Source organism: Sorangium sp. So ce131, from assembly GCF_051519095.1.
Taxonomy (GTDB): Bacteria; Myxococcota_A; Polyangia; order Polyangiales; family Polyangiaceae; genus Sorangium.
In genome coordinates this window covers 3,968,673-3,988,680 of the sequence record NZ_CP150455.1, presented here as the reverse complement: position 1 = coordinate 3,988,680, position 20,008 = coordinate 3,968,673, and the positions used below count along the sequence as shown (strand labels likewise).

The following is a 20,008-nucleotide window of genomic DNA, read 5'->3' as shown; positions in this document are numbered from 1 at the left end:
GGAACCATCACCTCTCCACGCCGTGGACCCGCGCTGGATCGGGGCGTCGCCGCGGAGAGCGGAGTCCGGCGGCCCCCTGCTGCTCCTGGAGAACCATGACTCACCCCCTCTCGATGGATTTCCTGCCCGCCGACGCGGCGCGCGACGCGAGCGCCCCGCCGCGCCGCTCGGGCGTCGTGGGCGCCGGGGCGGGGCCGTGCGCGCGCGGAGGGGGGGACGGGCCGCCGTCGAGCGACCGCGCGGAGCGAGCGGTCGTGTGGATCCTCGACGACTCCCCGCTGGAGGCCGAGATGGCGGCGCGCGGCCTCGCGGCCGCCTACGACGTCGGGGTCTTCTCGGACGCGCCGGTGATGCTGGAGCGCATGACGGGGGGCGAGCTCCCGGACGTCCTCGTGCTCGACCAGATGATGCCGGGCATGTCCGGCACCGAGGTCTGCGCCGTCCTGCGCTCGAACCCCGCCACGGTCGGCCTCCCGATCCTCATCCTGACGGTGGCCGGCCAGGAGCAGGACCTGATCGAGGGGCTCACCGCGGGCGCCGACGACTACGTGGTGAAGCCCTGCCCCGCGGCCGCCCTCTCGGCCCGCGTCGGGGCCCTCGTCCGCTCGAAGCGGCTCCGCGAGCGGGCGGAGCGGGCGGAGCGGGCCGCGGCGGTGGAGCGCGATCTGCTGCGCGCGCTGATCGAGCAGAGCGGCGACGGCATCATGGCCACGGACGAGCGCGGGGTGCTGCGCATCTGCAACCGGGAGGCGCAGCGCCAGCACGGCGTGCTCGCTCGGGGCGCCGGCGCCGCCGCAGCGCGGCTCGAGGGCTGTGGGATGCCGGCCGCGGCGTGCTGCCCGATGCCGCTCAGCGACAGCCCGCTGGAGCGCGCGCTCCGGGGCGAGCGGGTCGAGAACGCGCGCTGGCTCGTCACGCGCCCGGACGGCTCGGTCCGCGCGCTCGCCGGGACGGCGTCGCCGCTGCGGCACGCCGACGGCTCGTCCGCGGGCGCCGTGCTGATCACGCGCGACGAGACCGACGCCATCGAGGCGGAGCGGGCGCTCCGGGAGAGCGAGGAGCGCTACCGCGTGATCATCAGCGCGCTCGAGGAGGGCATCACGCTCCAGGACGCGGCCGGGGTCATCCGCACCGCGAACGCGAGCGCCGAGCGGATCCTCGGGATGTCGGTGGACGAGCTCGTCGGGTTGAGGACGCTCGATCCGTTCCTCCCGATGATCCGCGAGGACGGCTCGCCGTTCCCCGCCGAGATGGTCCCCACGAACGTGGCGCTCCGGACCGGCGAGCCGCAGTCGGGCGTCACGCTCGGCCTGGAGCGGCGGGACGGCACCCTCGTCTGGCTCTCGGTGAACGCGCGTCCGCTGCGCGCCGCGGACGGCGCCGTCGCCGGCGTCGTGACGTCGTTCTTCGACGTGACCGCGCGGCGGCGCGCGGAGGAGGAGCGGCAGAGCCTGCTCTCGGCGGCGCAGGCGGCCCGGCGGGAGGCCGAGGCCGCGAGCCAGCTGAAGGACGAGTTCCTTGCGACGATGAGCCACGAGCTCCGCACCCCGCTCACGGCCGTGCTCGGGTGGATCCGGATGCTGCGCACCGGCAAGCTCTCCGAGGACCGGCGCGAGAAGGCGCTGGAGACGGTGGAGCGGAACGCGCAGGCGCAGGCCCAGCTGGTCGACGACCTGCTCGACATCTCGCGCATCATGGCGGGCAAGCTCCGGCTCGACGTGCAGCCGATCGAGCTCGTGGCCGTGATCGAGGCCGCGCTCGAGGTGGTGCGGCCCGCCGCCGACGCCAAGGGGGTCCGGCTGGAGCTGCTGCTCGACCCCGGCGTGGGCGCGGTCTCGGGCGACGCGGGCCGGCTGCAGCAGGTCGTGTGGAACCTCCTCAGCAACGCCGTGAAGTTCACGTCGCGCGGCGGGGTCGTGCACGTCCGCCTCGAGCGCGTCGACGCGTCGGCCGAGGTGGTCGTGTCCGACACGGGCCAGGGCATCGATCCGGCGTTCTTGCCCTACGTGTTCGAGCAGTTCCGGCAGGCGGACAGCGGCACGACCCGCAAGCACGGCGGCCTCGGGCTGGGGCTCACGATCGTGAAGAGCCTCGTGGAGATGCACGGCGGCACGGCCCACGCGACGAGCGAGGGCCGCGGCCGGGGGGCGGCGTTCACCGTCCGGCTGCCGCTCGCCGCGCCGCCGCGGCGGCTCGGCGAGCGCCGGCGGCAGTCGGGGCTGGAGCTCCCCTCCGGGGTCGAGCCCCGCCCCGCGCTCGACCGGCTGAACGTCCTCGTGCTCGACGACGAGGAGGACACGCGCGAGCTGGTCGCCGCGATGCTCGAGCAGTGCGGGGCCCACGTGACGGCGGTGGCGTCCGCGGCCGAGGCGCTGGCCGCGCTCGAGGCGCTGCGGCCGGACGTGCTCGTGTCGGACATCGCGCTCCCGGGCGAGGACGGCTACGAGCTGATCCGCAAGGTCCGGGCGCTGCCGGCGCGCAGCGGGGGGCGGATCCCGGCGGTCGCGCTCACCGCGTACGCGCGCACCGAGGACCGCATGCGCGCCCTGCGGGCCGGGTTCAACACCCACGTCCCCAAGCCCATCGATCCGGCGGAGCTGCTCGCGGTGATCGCGAACCTCGCGGGGGCGACGGTCGGTCCATAACGTGCGCCGTGCGCCGTGCGCCGCGCGCCGTGCGCCGCGCGCCGTGCGCCGTGCGCCGTGCGCCGTGCGCCATGCGCCGTGCGCCGTCAACGAGCGGCCCGGCCGCTCAGCCTCCCCGGCAGCTCCGCTCGATGGCGCCCATGAGCAGCAGCAGATCGAACGGCTTGCTGACGACCGCCTCCGCGTCGAAGCCGGCGCGATCCATGCCGCCGCGCGCGGTCATCACCACGACGGGGAGCGACGCGAGCGCCGGATCGCTCTTCTGCTCGGCCCGGAACTGGAACCCGTCCATGACCGGCATCATCAGATCGAGCAGGACCAGCGCGAACGTGGGGTCGTCCCGCAGGCAATCGAGGGCCTCGCGCCCGTTCGCGGCCGACGCGACGGCGTAGCCCTCCTCTTCCAGGAGCTCGCCCAGCGTCCGGCGGATCGCCGCGTCGTCATCCACGATCAGGATGCGCCTACCGGGGCGGCTCGACATGAGGCGCGCTCGCTCCATCCGGGGGGGCGGCAGGTCCGGCGAGCGGCAAGGTCACCGTGAAGGTCGAACCCTCGCCCGGAACGGAGCTCACCTGGATCACGCCGTCCAGCGCGTCGACAACCTGCCTGGAAATGTACAGTCCCATGCCGAGGCCGCCGTAGTGACGCGCCGACACGGCGCGCTCGAACCGCCCGAAGATGCGCCCGACGTGCTCGGGCGCGATCCCGATGCCGTGGTCCGCGACGGTCAGCGTGGCGGCCTCCGCCGTCGACGCGACGGCGATCTCGATCGGGTTGCCCTGGCCGTACTTCAGCGCGTTCGAGAGGAGGTTGTCGACGACCTGGTCGAGCCGCATCCGGTCCCAGCGCCCGGCGGGGTCGCCCTCGGCGCGCACGGCGACCGAGGAGCCCGACGCCGCGATCTCGCCGCTCTCGTCGAACCGGGACACCACCTGCCGGACGACCTCCGAGAGCCGGACAGGCTCCAGATCGAGGACGAGGCGCCCTGCCGAGAGGCGGGAGAGGTCGAGCAGGTTGTCGACGAGCCGCTTGAGCCGGTCGCCCTGCCGGCGGATGAGCTCGAGCCGCGCCGTGAGCCACGCCCGGCGCTCGGCGTCGACGGCGAGCTCCGGCGCCCGGCGCAGCAGGGTCTGGATCTGCAGCCCGAGCGGGGTGAGCGGCGTCTTGAGCTCGTGCGAGGCGATCGAGAGGAACTCGTCCCGGAGGGCGATCGCGCGCTGGGCGTCCCGGTAGAGGAGCGCGTTGTCCGCGGCGAGCGCGCAGCGGCGCGCGAGCTCCTGCGCGGTCGCCCGCTCGGCGTCGCCGTAGCGCCCGGGCCGCGCGGCGAGGAAGGTGAGCACGCCGAGCAGCCGCCCCCGCCGCGCCAGCGGGATACACAGCAGCGAGCGCCCGCCCAGGGCCCGCAGCGCCCGGAGGTGCTCCTCGCCCTGCGCGAGCGCGCGCAGGTGCTCCTCCGTCAGGGGATCGAGCAGCACCGGGCCCCGCTCGATCAGCGCGCTCGCCAACGCGTGGCCGGGGCCGCCGAGGACCCTGGGCGCGAGGCGCTTCGCCTCCTCCGCGAGGGGCGCCTGCGCGGGATCCGCGCAGGCCACCTCCACCCGCCGGAGGTCCACGCCCTCCTCGTCCTCGTTGAGGTCGACGAGGCAGACGTCGGCGAGGGCGGGCACCGCGAGCTGCGCCACCCGCGCGAGCGTCGCCCGGGGGTCGAGCGAGTCGGCGAGCGCCACGCTCGCCGCGTCCAGGAAGCGGAGCGCCTCCTCCGCGCGCTCCCGCTCCGCGGCCTCGGCCGCGGCCCGCCGCATCCGCCCGAGCTCGAGCTGCGTCGTCACGCGCGCGAGGAGCTCGCGCGCCGAGAACGGCTTCACGAGGTAATCGTCCGCGCCCGTCTCGATGCCCTCGACGACCGCCTCCTCCCCGGCGCGCGCGGACACGAGCACCACGGGGATCATGCACGTCCGCGGGTCCGCCCGGAGCTCCCGGAGGAGCTCCACGCCGTCGAGCCCGGGCATCATCACGTCGCACACGATGAGGTCGGGCGGGCGGGCGCGCGCGGACGCGAGGGCCGCGCAGCCGTCGGGGGTCGCCTCGACGCGCCACCTTCGCCCGAGGAGCTGGACGAGGTAGTCGCGCATGTCCGCGTTGTCGTCGGCGACGAGGATCCGGCCGCCGTCCTCCCCCGGGCGCGGCCCCGGCGGGGCCTCGGCGCGCGCGCCCGGCGGGGCGGGACGGTCGCCGGGCCCGCGCGCCGGCGTGTAGTACGGGAGCCGGAGCAGCGCGGGGACCTCGGCCCCGGCGCTCGCCGCGGTCGCCTCGGCCGCCTGCCTCGGGGCCGGCTCGCCCGGCGGGGCGACGCGATCCGGCGGCAGGTGCGCGCGGCCCCTCGGGATCGAGACGACGAACGTGCTCCCCCGATCCACCTCGCTCGACACGCGCAGGGAGCCCCCGTGCATCCGGACGAGCTCCTGGACCAGCGCGAGCCCGATCCCGGTGCCCTCGATGCTCCGGCCGCGCGCGCCCTGCACGCGGTGGAACCGCTCGACGATGCGGGGCAGCTCGTCCGCCGGGATCCCCGTGCCGGTGTCGCTCACGCAGAGCTCCACGGACGCGTCGCGGAGGCGCAGCGAGGCCGTGATCTGCCCCCGGAACGTGAACTTGAAGGCGTTCGACAGCAGGTTCAGCATGATCTTCTCCCACTGCGCCCGGTCCACGTAGACGGGCTCCGGCAGCGGCGGGCAGTCCACGACGAACGCGAGGCCCGCGCCCTCCACCAGGGACCGGAAGGAGCTCGCGAGCTCCGCGGTGAGCCGCGCGAGATCGGTGGGCTCGAACGACGTCGGGAGGCGCCCCGCCTCGATGCGGGAGAAGTCGAGCAGGGTGTTCACGAGCCGGAGCAGCCGGAGCGTGCTGCGTTGGACGGCCGCGAGGCCCTCGCCGGCGAGCGCGCGGTCGGGCTGGCACAGCGCGTCCTCGACGTGCCCCAGGATGAGGGTGAGCGGGGTGCGGAACTCGTGGCTCACGTTGGCCACGAACTCCGTCTTGAGCCGGTCCAGCGTCGCGAGCTCGTCCCGGTGCCGCGCGACCTCCCGCTCGAGCCGCCGCTGCTCGGTGACGTCCCGGCCCTCGGCGATCAGGAACACCACCTCGCCCCGCCGGTCCCTCACGGGGTTCAGGTTGAAATCGATGGTGATGAGCTCCTCTCCCTCGCTGCCCCCGAGGATCTCGACATCGTACCTGACGAACTCGCCCCCTGCCGCGCGCCGCACGGCCTCCTTGAGCCGGTCCTTCGCCTCCGGCGAGCGCTGCCACCAGCGGCAATCCCAGAACGGCGCGCCGTGCACCTGGCTCCGCGCCACGCCGGCGCCGTGGATCGAGGCGTGGTTCGACTCCCAGCTCGTGCCGTGCACGTCGAGCAGGCCCCAGAACTGGAAGGCGCTGTTCATGGCGACGCGCGCGGCGAGGAGCCGCATCAGCGCCGACTCGCGGCCGGGGCTCGCGCCCTCGAGCTCCCGCTTCAGGAGCTCGACGTCCTGGAACAGGTGATCTTCGGAGTCGTCCACGGGCCTCACGGTCGTCAGGTCTTCCAGGCCTCCGGGGGAGTCGGGCCGTTCTGCGGATTCCTCGATCGACCTGTGTCCGTCGATGGCCCCGTGTCCGTCGATAGACCGGTGTCCATCGATCGACCGGTGTTCGTCGATCGACCGGCGTTCCATGCTCTCGCTCATCCCGCCTGCGGCTCCGCTTGTTCGCGGCGACAGCTCATCTTCGACCGCTTAGCGGAGATCGCCAGCGGCGCAAGGTGTCTGAAAGGCTCAAGAGGTCGAACGAGCGTTTGCAGAGGCCGAGTCGCGGCGCGGGCGCGACGCTCCGTCCGGCCGGCTGGACGACGGGCCGACGGGCAGGCGGACACAGATCTTGCTCGCGCCGCAGCAGCGGATCATCACGCGTTGCTGCCGGAGCAGCAGCGCGGGCCCCGGCGCCTCGTGTCCCCCTCCATGGCAGCGCTGGCCCGGTTAGTGCCTGTGGCCTGCGGCGCGGCACGCCGCGGCACGTTGCGGTACGTTCGATGAACACTCCTGTCCAGCCATCCCCTCCGAGCGCCTCCGAGACCGACGGCTTCGCCGACGTGCTGGTGATCGGCGGCGGCCCCGCCGGCGCGTGGGCCGCGCTCGGCGCGGCGGCGAGCGGCGCGCGCAGCGTGGTGCTCGTCGACAAGGGCTACTGCGGCACGTCGGGCGCCACCGCCCCCGCGAACACCGGCGCCTGGTACGTGCCGCCCGAGGGCGACGCGCGCGAGCGCGCGATCGAGGCGAGGCTCGCGCGGAGCGGCGGGCTCGCCCACCGCGCGTGGATGGAGCGCGTGCTCGACGCGACCTACACGCAGATCGACCAGCTGGCGGCGTGGGGTTACCCCTTCCCCCTCGACGACAGCGGCCTTCAATACCGCGCGAACCTGCGGGGCCCGGATTACATGCACTTCCTCCGCCGGCAGATCCGGCGCGCCGGCGTCCGGGTGCTCGACCACTCCCCTGCCCTCGAGCTGCTCGTGAGCGACGGCGTGGTCGCCGGCGCGCGCGGCTATTCCCGCCAGCAAGACGCCCCGTGGGCCGTGCGCGCCGGGGCCGTGGTGCTGGCGAGCGGCGGCTGCGCCTTCCTGAGCAAGGCGCTCGGCTGCGACGTGAACACCGGGGACGGGTACCTGATGGCCGTGGAGGCGGGCGCCGATCTCTCCGGGATGGAGTTCTCGGCCCAGTACGGGATCAGCCCGGCCTACGCGTCGGTCACGAAGGGCCTCCCCTTCTTCTGGGCGACGTTCACCACCGAGTCGGGCGAGGTGATCGAGAGCCGCGGCGATCGCATGGTCGCCGTGGCCAGGGCGCTGCGCGAGGGGCCGGTCTACGCGGTGCTCGACCGCGCCAGCGCCGAGACGCAGCGCTGGCTGCGCGACGGGCAGCCGAACTGCTTCTTGCCGCACGACCGGCTCGGGATCGACCCGTTCCGGCAGCGGTTCCCGGTCGCGCTGCGGCTGGAGGGCACGGTGCGCGGCAGCGGCGGGATCCGCGTCGTCGACGAGGGGTGCGGGACGAGCGTGCCGGGGCTCTACGCCGCGGGCGACGCGGCCTCGCGCGAGCTCATCGTCGGGTCGTCGAGCGGCGGCGGGAGCCCCAACGCGGCCTGGGCGATCTCGAGCGGGACGTGGGCGGGCCGCGCCGCGGCGCAGTTCGCGGCCGCGCTGGGCGACGGCGCGGCCGGGAGGCGCGTGCGCGCCGCCGGGACCGCCGGCCTCCGGCCCAGCGGGCGCGCGGGCGGGCTCGGGGCCAGGGAGGTCATCGACCTCGTGCAGCAGGAGATGCTGCCGCTCGACAAGAACCTCTTCCGGCGGGGCGACCAGCTCGAGGCCTCGGTGGGCCGGCTGGAGCGCGCGTGGGAGGACGCGGCGGCGCACCTCCACGCGGACGGCGTCGCCCAGATCCGCGCCCGGGAGGCGGCCGCCATGCTGGCCACGGCGCGGTTCTGCTACCGGAGCGCGCTCGCGCGCGCCGAGTCCCGGGGGCTGCACCGGCGCACCGACCTGCCGGACACCGATCCCGGCCAGACGCACCACCTCATCGCCGGGGGGCTGTCGGCCGTCTGGGTCGAGCCGTACCGGCCCCCCCACCGTCGAGGAGATCTCGCGTGATCGAGCTACTGAGCGACGCCCGCTGCATCGACTGCAACCTCTGCGTGAAGGTCTGCCCCACGAACGTCTTCGAGGCGCGGCCGGGCGACGCGCCGGTCATCGCGCGCCAGGAAGACTGCCAGACGTGCTTCATGTGCGAGCTCTACTGCCCGACCGACGCGCTCTATGTGAGCCCGCTCGCCGAGCGGCGCGAGCTCGTGCAGGAGGAGCGGCTCGCGCGGGACGGCCGCCTCGGGAGCTACGCGCACCACCTCGGCTGGCGCGCGGCGAAGCCCGGCGGCGCCGAGCAGGACCCCACGTTCCGGCTGCGGGCCGCGACAGCCAGGCAATGATAAGAAGAGGGTGACGCGGCTTCCGTCGACGCGCCGACCTGGGTGGGGAGCACGCTGCTCGGAGAGCGACGGCCCGTAGGCTCATGATGGCGCGCCGGACGCGCCGACGTCGAGGATACTCCGTGGAATCTATCACCCCTCTGCAACGCGCCCCCGGCGCGCCGTCGCTCCCCGATACGCCGTTCCGGTTCATCGTCCACTTCATCGGCCGCTATCGGTACTGGTACCTGGCGATGTTCGTGTTCGAGTCGGCGCACGCCTCGTTCGGGATCCTGATCCCCTATGCGATCGGCGAGATCATCAAGTCGGTGACGCGCGCTCAGGGCGTCGCGGCGGCCGCGCTCGACGCGGAGCTCGGCGGGTCGATGACGCTGTTCGGCGCGCTCATCGTGGGCGAGCTCCTGTGCAGCCGCATCGCCGGCCTCTGTCAGATCACGGTCGGGCCGTGGCAGCGGCAGAACGTGACGCGGCACCTCTACGCGTACCTCCAGCACCACTCCCACCGTTACCTCAGCAACAACTTCGCCGGCGCGCTCGCCCACCGGATCAGCGAGACGTCGATGGGCGTCTCGCAGACGCTCTGGGCCGTCCTGTTCGATTTCTGGCCGATCGCGATCGTGTTCTCGGTCTCGATCGGGCTGCTCTACCGGGCGCACCCGAGGCTCGGCGCGTTCGTCTCGATCTGGGCGGTGCTGTTCGTCGGCATCTCGTATCTCCTCGCGACCCGCTGTCAGCCGCACGCGGTGCGGGCCGCGTCCGCGCGCAGCGAGACCACGGGCAAGCTCGTCGACTCGGTCACGAACCTGACGAGCGCGCGGCTCTTCGCGCGGTTCGGCTTCGAGCGCGAGTACCTGAACGACCAGCTCGCGAAGGAGCTCCGGGCGGTCCGCAGGTCGAACTGGTACTCCGAGAGCGTGCGGTGGTTCCAGTTCACGTCGGCGGCGCTGCTCAAGGTGGGCACGCTCTACTACGCGCTCACGCTCTGGCGGCGCGGCGAGATCGGCGTGGCCGAGTTCGTGATGGCGACGAGCCTGTCGCTGCTCATCATCAACGAGGCGCGCAACCTGAGCCGCCGCTTCCTCGAGTTCTTCGAGTTCGTCGGCAACGTCGCGAACGGCGTGAACACCATCATCCGCTCGCACGAGATCGTCGACCGGGAGGGCGCCCTCGCGCCGACGATCGAGCGCGGTCACATCGAGTTCCGGGACGTGACCTTCGGCTACACGCCCGATCGCGCGATCTTCTCGGGGCTCAACGTGACGATCCCGCGCGGGCAGCGCGTCGGGCTCGTCGGCTTCTCCGGCTCGGGCAAGTCGACCTTCGTCAGCCTCATCCTCCGCCTCTACGACGTCGGCGCCGGGCAGATTGCGATCGACGGCGTGGACATCCGCGAGATGACGCAGGACGCCCTGCACGCGCAGCTCAGCCTGATCCCGCAGGATCCGAGCCTGTTCCACCGGACGCTGCTCGACAACATCCGGTACGGCCGCCTGGACGCGACCGAGGAGGAGGTCGTCGAGGCCGCGCGCCGGGCGCACGCGCACGAGTTCATCGAGCAGATGAAGGACGGGTACCGCTCCATGGTCGGCGAGCGCGGCGTGAAGCTCTCCGGCGGGCAGCGCCAGCGCATCGCGATCGCGCGGGTCATCCTGAAGGACGCGCCGATCCTCATCCTCGACGAGGCGACCTCCAGCCTCGACTCGATCACCGAGAAGGCCATCCAGGACACGCTGGAGGGGGTCATGAAGGGCAAGACGGTGCTCGTCGTGGCCCACCGCCTCTCGACGATCGCGCAGCTCGACCGGATCCTGGTGTTCGATAGCGGCCGCATCGTGGAGGACGGCACCCACGCCGAGCTGCTCGCGAAGGGCGGGGCCTACAAGCAGCTCTGGAGCAAGCAGTCGGACGGCTTCCTGCCGGAGAGCGGCGCCGAGGTGCGGGCGGTCCCCGCGTCGTCGCGTGTCCGCGTCGAGATCCGGGGAGCGGTTGGCGCCGCGCCTACCTGAAGATCCACGGCTGCGGCTGGCCCATGCGCTCGCGCAGGCGCTCCTCCCACGCGGCGAGCCGCGGCGCGGCCCACGCCGCGCTCACGGCCAGCGCGACGCCGGCGACCACGTCGACCGCGTAGTGCCAGCGGAGGAGCATGGTGGAGATGATGATGTTGAAGGAGAAGAACGCGGTCACCACGGCCAGCCCGAGCAGCCGCCGGTCGGCGCGCGCGCGGCTGAAGGCGTAGAGGGCGAACCAGAGCGGCGCGGCCGTGTGCAAGGAGGGGAAGACGTCCTTCATGGCGCCGCCGGACTGCACGATCTTCATCACCGTGTTCCAGAAGAAGCCGCCGTCGACCGGCCCCGGGTACGAGCTGCTCAGCGCCACGATCGGGCCGTAGGCGGGGACGGCCATGTAGCCGAGCTGGCCGACGCAATAGACGAGCGCGGTGCCGAGCGCGTACTGCGTCACGGCGCGGCCGGGGCGCGTGACCCAGAGCGACAGCACCATCGAGAAGAAGCAGATGAAGAAGTAGCTGAAGTAGAAGAACGCGAACCACTCGACGACCGGGCGCGTGTTGAAGCGCTCGAGCCAGAGCGCCGGCTCCACGCCGAAGAGGAGCAGGTCGAGGCGGAGGAGCTCCGTGTCGAGGGCGTCGCTCCGGACGACGGGGAGGACGTGCCGGAGCGCGAGGTAGTTGAGCAGGAAGACGCCGACGAGCAGGAGCCGGTACACCGTCCGCCGGATCACGGGCGCCACGAACGTCGCGCGGCGGGCGAACACGCAGCCCGCCACCAGCGCGGCGATGTAAGCGAGGTTGCGGTGCACGCACTGCGACCGCACCTCGCTCGCGTCCGCGCAGAGCAGCACGACCGTCGTCACCGCGAGGTAGCCGATCATGAGCACGTCCTGCAGCGCGAACACGGCGACCAGGCCGCGCAGGACGTCCTTCCAGAGCGCACCGGCGCGCTCGACGTCGAGCACGCTGCTGCGTGGGTCGTCTACCTTACCACAGTCCGTTGTCAGCCTCTCATGCATGGGGGATTATTCCAGTGAAGGCGTGGCGCGCGGGGGCAGCCGAAGCAGGCCGCTCTGTACCACGTGCAAGGCAGCGCCGGACGTGCCTCGTGTCACGCGCGTGACGTAGCAGCAACTTGAGGGCCATGGGGACGTCGAGTTTTCGACGCGCAGGCCTCGCAGAGGCGTCGCAGGAGCGCCCGCGGGCGGCGTCGGCCTCCCTGGGCCGCGTCGGACTCTCCGGGCCACGTCGGACTCCCCCACGGGCGTGTCGCTTTCGCCTCGACCCGGGAGCGCACCAGCTTCCCGGAACCGCGGCGGGCACCTGCGAACGCGGCGACGCAGCGGTGCGGATCCTACGCGCTGCGCTGTGCGACGGCGTGGCGGCGACGGCGAGCGCTCCCGGCGCGGGGGCCGCCCCGCGCGGGCCCCCGCCGGTCGCTCCTGCCGGCCGGCCCCTGCGCGCCGCTCGCCGACCCCGCGCCGCCGGCGCGGTGAGCGGCCGCGACCGCTACACGGCCACGTGGAGGGGCTGCACCACCGCGGCGAACACCGGAAGCGCCTCGCAGCGGGCGGAGTGCGCGGCGAGCGCGGGCCGCTTCGCAGCGTCGACGAGCGACGGGTGCGCCTCGTTGAGGAAGCGCAGCGCGCAGCCGAGCGCGATGTCGGCGTGGCTGAAGGCGCCGAGCAGGTGGTCCCCGCCCCGCGCGGCGCGCTCGCTCTCGAGCAGATCGAGCGCGTCGGAGATCTGGGCCGTACAGCGGTCGACCCAGATCGCGCTGCGACGCTCGCCGGTGCGCAGCACGTGCTCGTAAAGCAAGCTCACCGCCTTGTCGGCCACGCCCGTCGCCAGCGCGCAGATCCGCAGGCCGGCGCGGCGCGCCTCGCCCGATCGCGGCAGGAGCGCGCGCTCGGGCCCCACCAGATCGTCGAGCGCGTCGAGGATGGCCGCGCTCTCGACGAGCGCCTCTCCATCGTCCATCACCAGCACCGGCACGCGCCGGAGCGGGTTGTACTTCGCGATGGCGTCCGCGTCGGCCCACACCGACCACGGGCGATGCTCGTAGGCGAGGCCATAATGCTGGAGCGCCACGGCGACGCGGCGAACGAACGGAGAGTCGTATTGGCCGATCAGGATCATGATCGCGGCTCTACCCGAGCAGGCCAGCCGCGGCAAGACGGCGGCCCCGGGCGTCGCGCAGAGTTCGATGCAGCAGCGTGCATGGCCCGCGCGCTCGCGGGCTCAATGGGTGTTCGTCCGACGGCCGAGGGCCGACATCCGGCGAGCCGCGCGGTCCGAGGGCAAGCTCGCGGCATGCGCTCTTTGCCCGTCTCCCTGCGCCCGCTGGAAGCCGCCGCGCTCGAGGCGCTCCTCCACCTCACGATCCGGAGCGACACGCGAGCGCGCAGGCTTTATGAGGCGCTCGGTCACCGGATCACCGGCGTGAGCATGAGAAAGACGCTCGGCTGATCCGACGCCGCCGTTGCGCTCGGCGCGGCGCCGGCGCGGCGCTCCGCACCGAACGGCCGCGCTCGCACGGCACGGCCTCTGGCCTCCGCGCGTGACGCGCCGCACCGGGCCACCTCAGCTCGGACATACGTGCTCCTTGCCGGGCTCGTCGCTGGTTTGTAGTGCGGGGCGTGATGGCTTCAGTGCTCAGGTGAGTGAGGCAGTCTGCCGCGTCCGCTGGGTTTTCCGCGCGGATCAGCCCGCGGAAATAAGCCCCTTCGGACGAGCTGAGCCGAGCGGGACGGCTGTTCCCGCGGCGATCCTCGCCGCGGATCGTCCCGCGCGCGCGGCCGCATGTTGGCGCGCGTCGACGCGCGGCCGCGCGCGCCGCCGACGCCCAGGGCGCGATCCCGCCCTGCGTTCGTTGCCGTCGCCGGCGGCTGGCCGGCGCTCGCCGCGGCGGGGCCGCCCCGGCGCCCGCTGCTCCAGCGCGATCCAGGAGCTCTCCTCTCCGTGGCATCCACGTTGCAGTTGCCCCCTTCAACACCGACGTCGTTCAGCTCCGCGAGTGAGGACCACCGCTGCGGGCGATGTCCTCGTGAGCGCGCGGAACGATGCGCTCGACCAGAAGGAGAACTGTCATGAAGCAGAACCAGAGTCAGAGCAGCAGCCGTGGGTTCGCGGCGATGGACGAGCTGCAGCAGCGCCGGATCGCGAGCATGGGCGGCAAGGCCGCGCACCAGAAGGGCACCGCCCACGAGTTCAGCTCCGAGGAGGCCCGCGCCGCGGGCCGCAAGGGCGGCGCGGCCGTGAGCCAGAACCGCGAGCACATGGCCCAGATCGGCCGCAAGGGCGGCGCGGCCGTGAGCCAGAACCGCGCCCACATGGCCCAGATCGGCCGCAAGGGCGGCGAGGCGCGGGGCGACGGGTCGAGCGGCGCGCAGGACCAGAACGAGCGGGACGACGTGCAGGAGCCGCGCCGCGAGGGCCACGAGCAGCACATCCCCGCCGGTCAGCAGAGCCACTGAACCAGCGTTTGTCCAAGGGCCCCTCGCCAGAGGCGCCGCGCCTTGGACGAGCGCCGTGATGGCGTGCGCCGCGCCTGGCGCCCATCCACCTACACCCGCCCAGATCTGTCTCTCGTCAATCACACCTCGGTCTCGGCGCACCCGCCGATCCGCGCTGCGCGCGTGATCCCGGGCGCGCCGGGCCGCAGCCCGCCGTGATCGGCGCGCGCGCGAAGCCCGGATCGGCGCGCGCGCGAAGCCCGGATCGGCGCGCGCGAAGCCCGCCTTCCCGGCCACCGGTCGAGGCCCATGGCCGAGCTCGCCGCGAGCGCGTCGATCACCTCGCGGCCGCCGGCGCTCGCGCGAGCGGTGCGCCCCAGGCGCACGCGATGCGTCTCACGCGCGCCTCGAGGTGAGGCGGAGAGGCGGCGCGGAGGTGAGGTAGAGAGGCAGCGCGCGGGGTGGTGACATCACCCCCCGCGCGCGCCGGGCGGGCTGCGTCAGGGCGAGAGGGTGACGAGGAAGAGGTCGCCGTTGCCGGCGTCGGGCGCGGGGGCGCTGTGCTCGATGGGCGGGAGGTCGCCCCCGAGCTCCAGCTGCGCGCCGTAGAAGAGGCCCGCGACGACGGTGTTGCCGCCGGCGGTGACGGTCTGGGCGGTGATGAAGGAATAGAACTGGTCCCGATAGACATCGGACCAGAGCTCCTGGGAGAAGTCGGGGCTGAGCTTGGCCACGAACGCGTCGCCCGTCGAAGGCGCCTCGATGGAGATGGGCTCTCCGCCGAGCTCCAGCGAGCCCGTGAAGTAGCCGCTCAACACGGGATTGCCCCAGGGATCTTGCGACAGACCCCAGACGAATTGATCGCCGCGGGACGGGAACCCGCGCGCCGCGAGCGGCTCACCCGCCTCGGCGTCGAGCCGGGCGAGGTAGAGGTTGTATCCCGCCGTCGCCGGGTGCGGGATCTCCGTGGAGCCGATCTGGAACGCGCCGCCGTAATTGCCGAGGACGACGGGATTGCCGTCGAGCCCGAGGTTGACGAACTTCGCGTATTGCTCGCCGGCGGCCCCCAGGCCGCGCGCCCAGGCGAGGTCCCCCGACCCGAGGTCGAGCTTCACGACGATGGCGTCGATGCCATAGACCGGCTCGCCCTCGGTCTCGCGCTCGATGGCGCTCTCCACACGTCGACCGTCGATGTCGAGGATGCCGCCGAACGCGCCGGCCACATAGACGGCCGACTCGTTGGCGGCGACGCTGCGGAAGCGCTGCCAGCTCGTGTCGGACCCGATGCGCTTGCTCCAGACGTGGCCGCCCGACGCGTCGAGCCTGGCGACGGCGGCGTTGTAGGTGCCGACGGCCGTGAGCGCGGTCGAGGGGTCGTCGCCGAAGTTGATGCTGCCGTTGATGACGCCGAGGACGACGATCTCCCCTTCTCCGGTGACGGCCAGGGCCGTGGCGTACTGATCCTGCGCGTCGCCGAAGCGCTTGCTCCAGAGGTGGTTGCCGTCGGCGTCGAGCTTCGCGATGAAGAGATCCCTCGCGCCGGCGCTCGTGAGCGCGGTGCTCGGGTCCGCGCCGAAGTTGAGGGTCCCCTCGAACTCTCCGGCGATGAAGATGTTGCCGCCCGGATCCGTGGCGACCGCGAGCGGGTACTGGTGCCCCCCGTCGCCGAACCGCTTGCTCCAGAGGTGACCTCCCGCCGGATCGAGCTTCACCACGAAGACGTCGTTCTGGCCCGCGCTCTCGAGCGCGTCGGCCTCGCCGCCGAAATTGATCACCGCCTGGAAGCCGCCGACCAGGACGACGTTCTCGTCCTCATCCGCCGCCATTGCCTCGATCCTGTCGTTCCGCTCATCGACGACGCCGCGGCCCCAGAGCGCCTCTCCGACGGGCTCGGACGGCCCACCACCCGCCCCGCCGCCGCCGCCGCCCGCGCCGACTCCGCCGCCGACTCCACCGCTGCCGCCCGCGCCGCCGACTCCACCGCTGCCGCCCGCGCCGCCGACTCCACCGCTGCCGCCCGCGCCGCCGCTGCCGCCCGCGCCGCCGCTGCCGCCCGCGCCACCTACGCCGCCGGCTCCACCGGCGCCACCCTGCCCACCGGCGCCACCCTGCCCACCGGCCCCACCGGCGCCGCCGCTACCGCCGCCGCCCGCGTCGCCACCGCCGCCGCCCGCGTCGCCACCGCCGCCGCCGCCGCCCGCGTCGCCACCGTCGCCACCGTCGCCGCCGCCGCCCGCGTCGCCGCCCTGCCCGCCGGTCCCCCCCGCCCCGCCGGCGCCTCCCGTGCCGCTGGAGGACGCCTCGGTGCTACCCCCGCCATCCGAGCCGCAGCCGTCGCAGCCCAGGGGCATTCCCATGCTCGTCAAAAGAGCGATCTGGGCCACTCTCGCTAAGAAATGCGCTTTCATTATTCCTCCGTGTCGTCTCGACGAAGAGCCCGCGCTGCGGGGTGTTCAAGGGGAGCGAGGATGGTCCGGTAGCCGTCGTTCGCCGCGTGGAGCATCACCATCTGCTGCGCCCTGAAGGCTTGAGTACGCGTGCGCGTGGATCGAATCAAGCAGCTGCCTTACGTAAATGCCGGGCCACATCCTACTACCTGCGGGTCGCCCTCTCCGCGCTGCGCAAAGAATACAAATCGTCGTGCCCGCCCGGTGCAGCTTTGTCCCATTGTGGCGGAATGCCTCACACCGCAGCGCAAGAACACGACGCCCTCGGCCGGGCGCGCGGCGCGCGCGGGCGGGCGGCCGCGGTACGCGATCTGCATTCTCGTTCGCCCGATGGCGTCGGCCTTGCCCCGGAGCGCAACGATCGTCTGCCTGCTCGCGCTGGCCGCGTGCAGCGGCGAGAAGAGCCCCGGGCGCGAGGGCGCCGGCGCGCCGGACGGCAGCCTCTCTCCGCGCGCCGCCGCGACGGAAGCCGAGGGGCGCGCGCGCGTGGACCGCGCGGGGGACGCGCCGGAGTCCCCCACCACGTTTCGCGTGGCCACCTACAACGGCGGCCTCGCGATGGGCGTGCTGAAGTACGTGGACGAGCGCGCGGATCCGCTCATCCGCGAGCTCGCCAGGCAGCCGGCGGACCTGCTCTGCGTGCAGGAGTTCTGGCTGGAGGAGCACTGGCAGAAGCTCGTCGCGTCGACGGCGAGCACGCTCCCGAACACCTTCAGGCTGCCGCCGGGTCAGGGCGACGGCGGGTGCACGCGCGAGGAGACGGATCCGCTCGTCGCGTGCGCCGCGGATCGCTGCGCCGGCCTGACGCAGCACGCCTTGCTCCCCTGCCTCCTCCAGAGCTGCTCCGCGAAGCTCACCGGCCTGTCGCCGGAGTGCTTCAACTGCCTCTCCGCGAACCCGCGGAAGGGGCCTGACGAGCTCGCCCGAGCGTGCCTCCGCACGCCGGCGAAGAGCGCCGCCGGCGCGCGTCCCCCCGCGCGCGTCGGCGGCGCGACGGCCCTCGAGGCGTACTCCGGGGCCGCGGGCACGGCCATCCTGACGAACGCCGAGATCCTCGAGCGGGACGCGCTCGTGCTCCCGTCCGCGATCGACCGCCGCGCCGTGCTCTACGCCAGGCTCTCGCCGCCCTCGGTCGGCGAGCTCCACGTCTTCTGCACGCACCTCACCGCGAACATGGAAGGTGTCCCGCACCCCCGGAACGCCTCCTGGCTGAAGGACCAGTCGGCGCAGATCGACGCGCTCCTCGCCTACGTCGACCAGAAGACGGGCGGCCGCGGCGCGGCGCTGCTCGTCGGCGATCTCAACACCGGCCCGGCCAAGCCGCCGTCGATCTCGGCGCGCCTGCCGGCCCATTACGGCAGGCTGGTCGAGCGCGGGTTCGTGAACCCCTACGCGTCCCAGGACGACGCGAGGTGCACCTACTGCTTCGACAACCCCCTCGACGGGGGGCGCGGCACCCGCGGCACCCTCATCGACCACGTGCTCCTGCGCGGCTTCGAGGGGGAGGCCGCCGGGGCCCAGATCATGCGCGAGAGCCTCACGATCGACGCCGGCAAGAAGAAGCTGAAGAGCGGCTTCTCCGATCACTACGGGCTGCTCGTCACCCTGTCGAGGCGCGCCTCATGAGACGTGCGGCGCGCAATGAAGGCTCCCTGCTTCACCTCGCCTCCCCGGAGGCGTTCGACGCGATCGATGACCGAGCGCCGGGCTGCGGCCTTCGGCGTAGAAACGCGGAGAGAATATGACCGATCGAGCTTACGACAAGAACACGGTCTGGACCCACGCCGTCATCACCCCCATGGCCCCGCTCGCCGCCGACCACAAGGCGGACGTCTGCGTCGTGGGCGCCGGGATCGCCGGGCTGACGACGGCCTATCTCCTCGCGAAGGCCGGCAAGAGCGTCATCGTCCTCGACAACGGCGCGGTCGGAGGGGGCGAGTCGGGGTTCACCACCGCGCACATCACGAACGCGCTCGACCGGCGCTGGGCCTCGCTCGCGAAGCTGCACAGCGCGCGCGACCTGCGCCTCGCCGCGCGGAGCCACACGAACGCGATCGAGACCATCGAGCGGATCGTCAAGGAAGAGGAGATCGACTGCGATTTCCGGCGCGTCCACGGCTACCTCTTCACGGCGCCGGGGTCGTTCACGTCCACGCTCCGCGACGAGATCGAGGCCGCCCACCGGGCCGGGCTCGGCTCGGTGCATTACGTCGACCGGGCGCCGCTGATCGACTTCGACACGGGGCCCGCGGTCCGCTTCCCCGATCAGGCCCAGTTCCATATCCGCCGCTACCTCGCGGGGCTGTCGCGGGCGATCGAGCGCGAGGGGGGCAAGCTCTACACCCTGGCGCACGTGGTCGACGTCGCCGAGGACGAGGTGCCCCACAAGGTCGTCGTCAAGACGGCGCGCGGGCACCAGGTCCTCGCGAGCGAGGCGGTGCTCGCCACGAACTCCCCCTTCATCCCGCGCATCAGCGTCCACATGAAGCAGGCCGGCTACCGGACCTACGCCATCGGCCTGCGCATGCCCCGGGGCGCCGTCCCGCCGGGCCTCTACTGGGACACGGCCGACCCGTTCCATTACGTCCGTCTGGCCAACGTCGACGGCGCGGACGGCCCGGACGAGATCCTCATCGTCGGGGGCGAGGACCACAAGACGGGCCAGGCGAGCGACGCGGACCAGCGCCACGCGCGGCTCGAGGCGTGGACCAGGGAGCGCTTCACGCAGGCCGGCGAGGTGCTGCACCGCTGGTCCGGCGAGGTGATGGAGACCGTCGACGGGCTCGCGTACATCGGCCGCGTGAAGAAGGACTCGCGGATCCTGATCTCCACGGGCGACTGCGGCAACGGCATGACCCACGGGACGATCGCCGGCATCGTGATCTCGGATCTGGTGCAGGGGCGCGAGAACCGCTTCGCGTCGCTCTACGACCCGACCCGCGTCAACCTGAGCGCCGGGGCCGTGTCCGAGTACATCAAGGAGAACGTCAACGTGGCCTGCCAGTACGCCGCGTGGCTCGGCGCGGGCGAGGTCCACGACGCGTCGCACATCGCGCCGGGCTCCGGCGCCGTCGTGCGCAGGGGCCTGAAGAAGCTCGCCATTTACCGCGATCCGGCGGGGCAGCTCCACGAGATGTCGGCCATGTGCACGCACCTCGGCGGCATCGTGTCGTGGAATCCGGCGGAGCGCAGCTGGGATTGCCGCTGTCACGGCGCCCGGTTCGAGGCGACGGGGCGGGTCATCCGCGGCCCGGCCAAGGCCGATCTCACGCCGGTCCCGCCGCTCGAGGCGCCGGCGCCCGCGCGCGCGCCGGCCGCCGACGGGGCAGCGTCGTCGAGGGCGACGGACGGGGGCGCCGCCCCGGTGTCGGCCGTGTCGATGTCGCCCCAGAGCCGCCCCGCCACCTGATCACCCCGGCCGCGCCGCCGCGCGCGCGGGATACG

At 73.2% G+C, this 20,008-nt stretch carries 13 protein-coding genes; 8 read left to right on the top strand and 5 right to left on the bottom strand.

Going from position 1 to position 20,008, the window contains the following annotated elements; genetic code table 11:
* Window positions 1–95 precede the first annotated feature (95 nt).
* Window positions 96–2,645 carry a hybrid sensor histidine kinase/response regulator gene (locus WMF43_RS14775; protein WP_437680827.1) on the top strand — a complete coding sequence of 850 codons (2,550 nt, stop codon included), beginning with the start codon at window positions 96–98 and terminating at the stop codon, window positions 2,643–2,645.
* A gap of 106 nt (window positions 2,646–2,751) precedes the next feature.
* Here WMF43_RS14775 and WMF43_RS14770 read toward each other — a convergent pair whose 3' ends face one another.
* Together WMF43_RS14770 and WMF43_RS14765 are read right to left on the bottom strand one after the other, a co-directional pair.
* Window positions 2,752–3,126 (bottom strand): response regulator, encoded by a 375-nt coding sequence (locus tag WMF43_RS14770; protein ID WP_437680825.1) that lies wholly within the window; start codon window positions 3,124–3,126, stop codon window positions 2,752–2,754.
* On the bottom strand, window positions 3,107–6,202 hold the full coding sequence (locus WMF43_RS14765; RefSeq protein WP_437680823.1) for an ATP-binding protein: 3,096 nt from the start codon (window positions 6,200–6,202) through the stop codon (window positions 3,107–3,109). The genes WMF43_RS14770 and WMF43_RS14765 overlap by 20 nt, the downstream gene beginning before the upstream one ends.
* A gap of 506 nt (window positions 6,203–6,708) precedes the next feature.
* Between WMF43_RS14765 and WMF43_RS14760 the strand changes: the two genes are divergently transcribed.
* The 3 genes from WMF43_RS14760 (at window position 6,709) to WMF43_RS14750 (ending at window position 10,660) form a co-directional block, all read left to right on the top strand.
* Window positions 6,709–8,322, top strand: coding sequence for an FAD-dependent oxidoreductase (locus WMF43_RS14760; RefSeq protein WP_437680821.1), 1,614 nt, complete (start codon window positions 6,709–6,711; stop codon window positions 8,320–8,322).
* Window positions 8,319–8,654, top strand: a complete 336-nt coding sequence (locus WMF43_RS14755) for a 4Fe-4S dicluster domain-containing protein (protein WP_437680820.1) — start codon at window positions 8,319–8,321, stop codon at window positions 8,652–8,654. Before WMF43_RS14760 ends, WMF43_RS14755 begins: the two co-directional genes overlap by 4 nt.
* 86 nt (window positions 8,655–8,740) lie before the next feature.
* Entirely contained in the window at window positions 8,741–10,660 is a 1,920-nt protein-coding gene (locus WMF43_RS14750; protein ID WP_437684010.1) for an ABC transporter ATP-binding protein, read from the top strand.
* On the opposite strand, the gene WMF43_RS14745 is transcribed toward WMF43_RS14750, so the two are convergent.
* Both WMF43_RS14745 and WMF43_RS14740 read right to left on the bottom strand, forming a co-directional pair.
* Complete coding sequence (locus tag WMF43_RS14745; RefSeq protein ID WP_437680818.1) at window positions 10,653–11,681, bottom strand: phosphatase PAP2 family protein; 1,029 nt, start codon at window positions 11,679–11,681, stop codon at window positions 10,653–10,655. The genes WMF43_RS14750 and WMF43_RS14745 overlap by 8 nt on opposite strands.
* A gap of 490 nt (window positions 11,682–12,171) precedes the next feature.
* The gene (locus WMF43_RS14740) at window positions 12,172–12,801 is read right to left on the bottom strand and encodes a glutathione S-transferase family protein (protein WP_437680816.1); all 630 of its coding nucleotides are present in this window, start codon (window positions 12,799–12,801) and stop codon (window positions 12,172–12,174) included.
* A gap of 174 nt (window positions 12,802–12,975) precedes the next feature.
* Here WMF43_RS14740 and WMF43_RS14735 point away from each other — a divergent pair, with 174 nt between their 5' ends.
* Together WMF43_RS14735 and WMF43_RS14730 are read left to right on the top strand one after the other, a co-directional pair.
* Window positions 12,976–13,131, top strand: a complete 156-nt coding sequence (locus WMF43_RS14735; protein ID WP_437680814.1) for a hypothetical protein — start codon at window positions 12,976–12,978, stop codon at window positions 13,129–13,131.
* A gap of 620 nt (window positions 13,132–13,751) precedes the next feature.
* Window positions 13,752–14,138 carry a KGG domain-containing protein gene (locus WMF43_RS14730; protein ID WP_437680812.1) on the top strand — a complete coding sequence of 129 codons (387 nt, stop codon included), beginning with the start codon at window positions 13,752–13,754 and terminating at the stop codon, window positions 14,136–14,138.
* 479 nt (window positions 14,139–14,617) lie between these two features.
* Here WMF43_RS14730 and WMF43_RS14725 read toward each other — a convergent pair whose 3' ends face one another.
* Entirely contained in the window at window positions 14,618–16,474 is a 1,857-nt protein-coding gene (locus WMF43_RS14725; protein ID WP_437680810.1) for a PE-PGRS family protein, read from the bottom strand.
* Between the two features lie 432 nt (window positions 16,475–16,906).
* Between WMF43_RS14725 and WMF43_RS14720 the strand changes: the two genes are divergently transcribed.
* Window positions 16,907–18,190 carry an endonuclease/exonuclease/phosphatase family protein gene (locus tag WMF43_RS14720; protein WP_437680808.1) on the top strand — a complete coding sequence of 428 codons (1,284 nt, stop codon included), beginning with the start codon at window positions 16,907–16,909 and terminating at the stop codon, window positions 18,188–18,190.
* Between the two features lie 115 nt (window positions 18,191–18,305).
* Entirely contained in the window at window positions 18,306–19,973 is a 1,668-nt protein-coding gene (locus WMF43_RS14715) for an FAD-dependent oxidoreductase (RefSeq protein ID WP_437680807.1), read from the top strand.
* The last annotated feature ends 35 nt before the right edge of the window (window positions 19,974–20,008 follow it).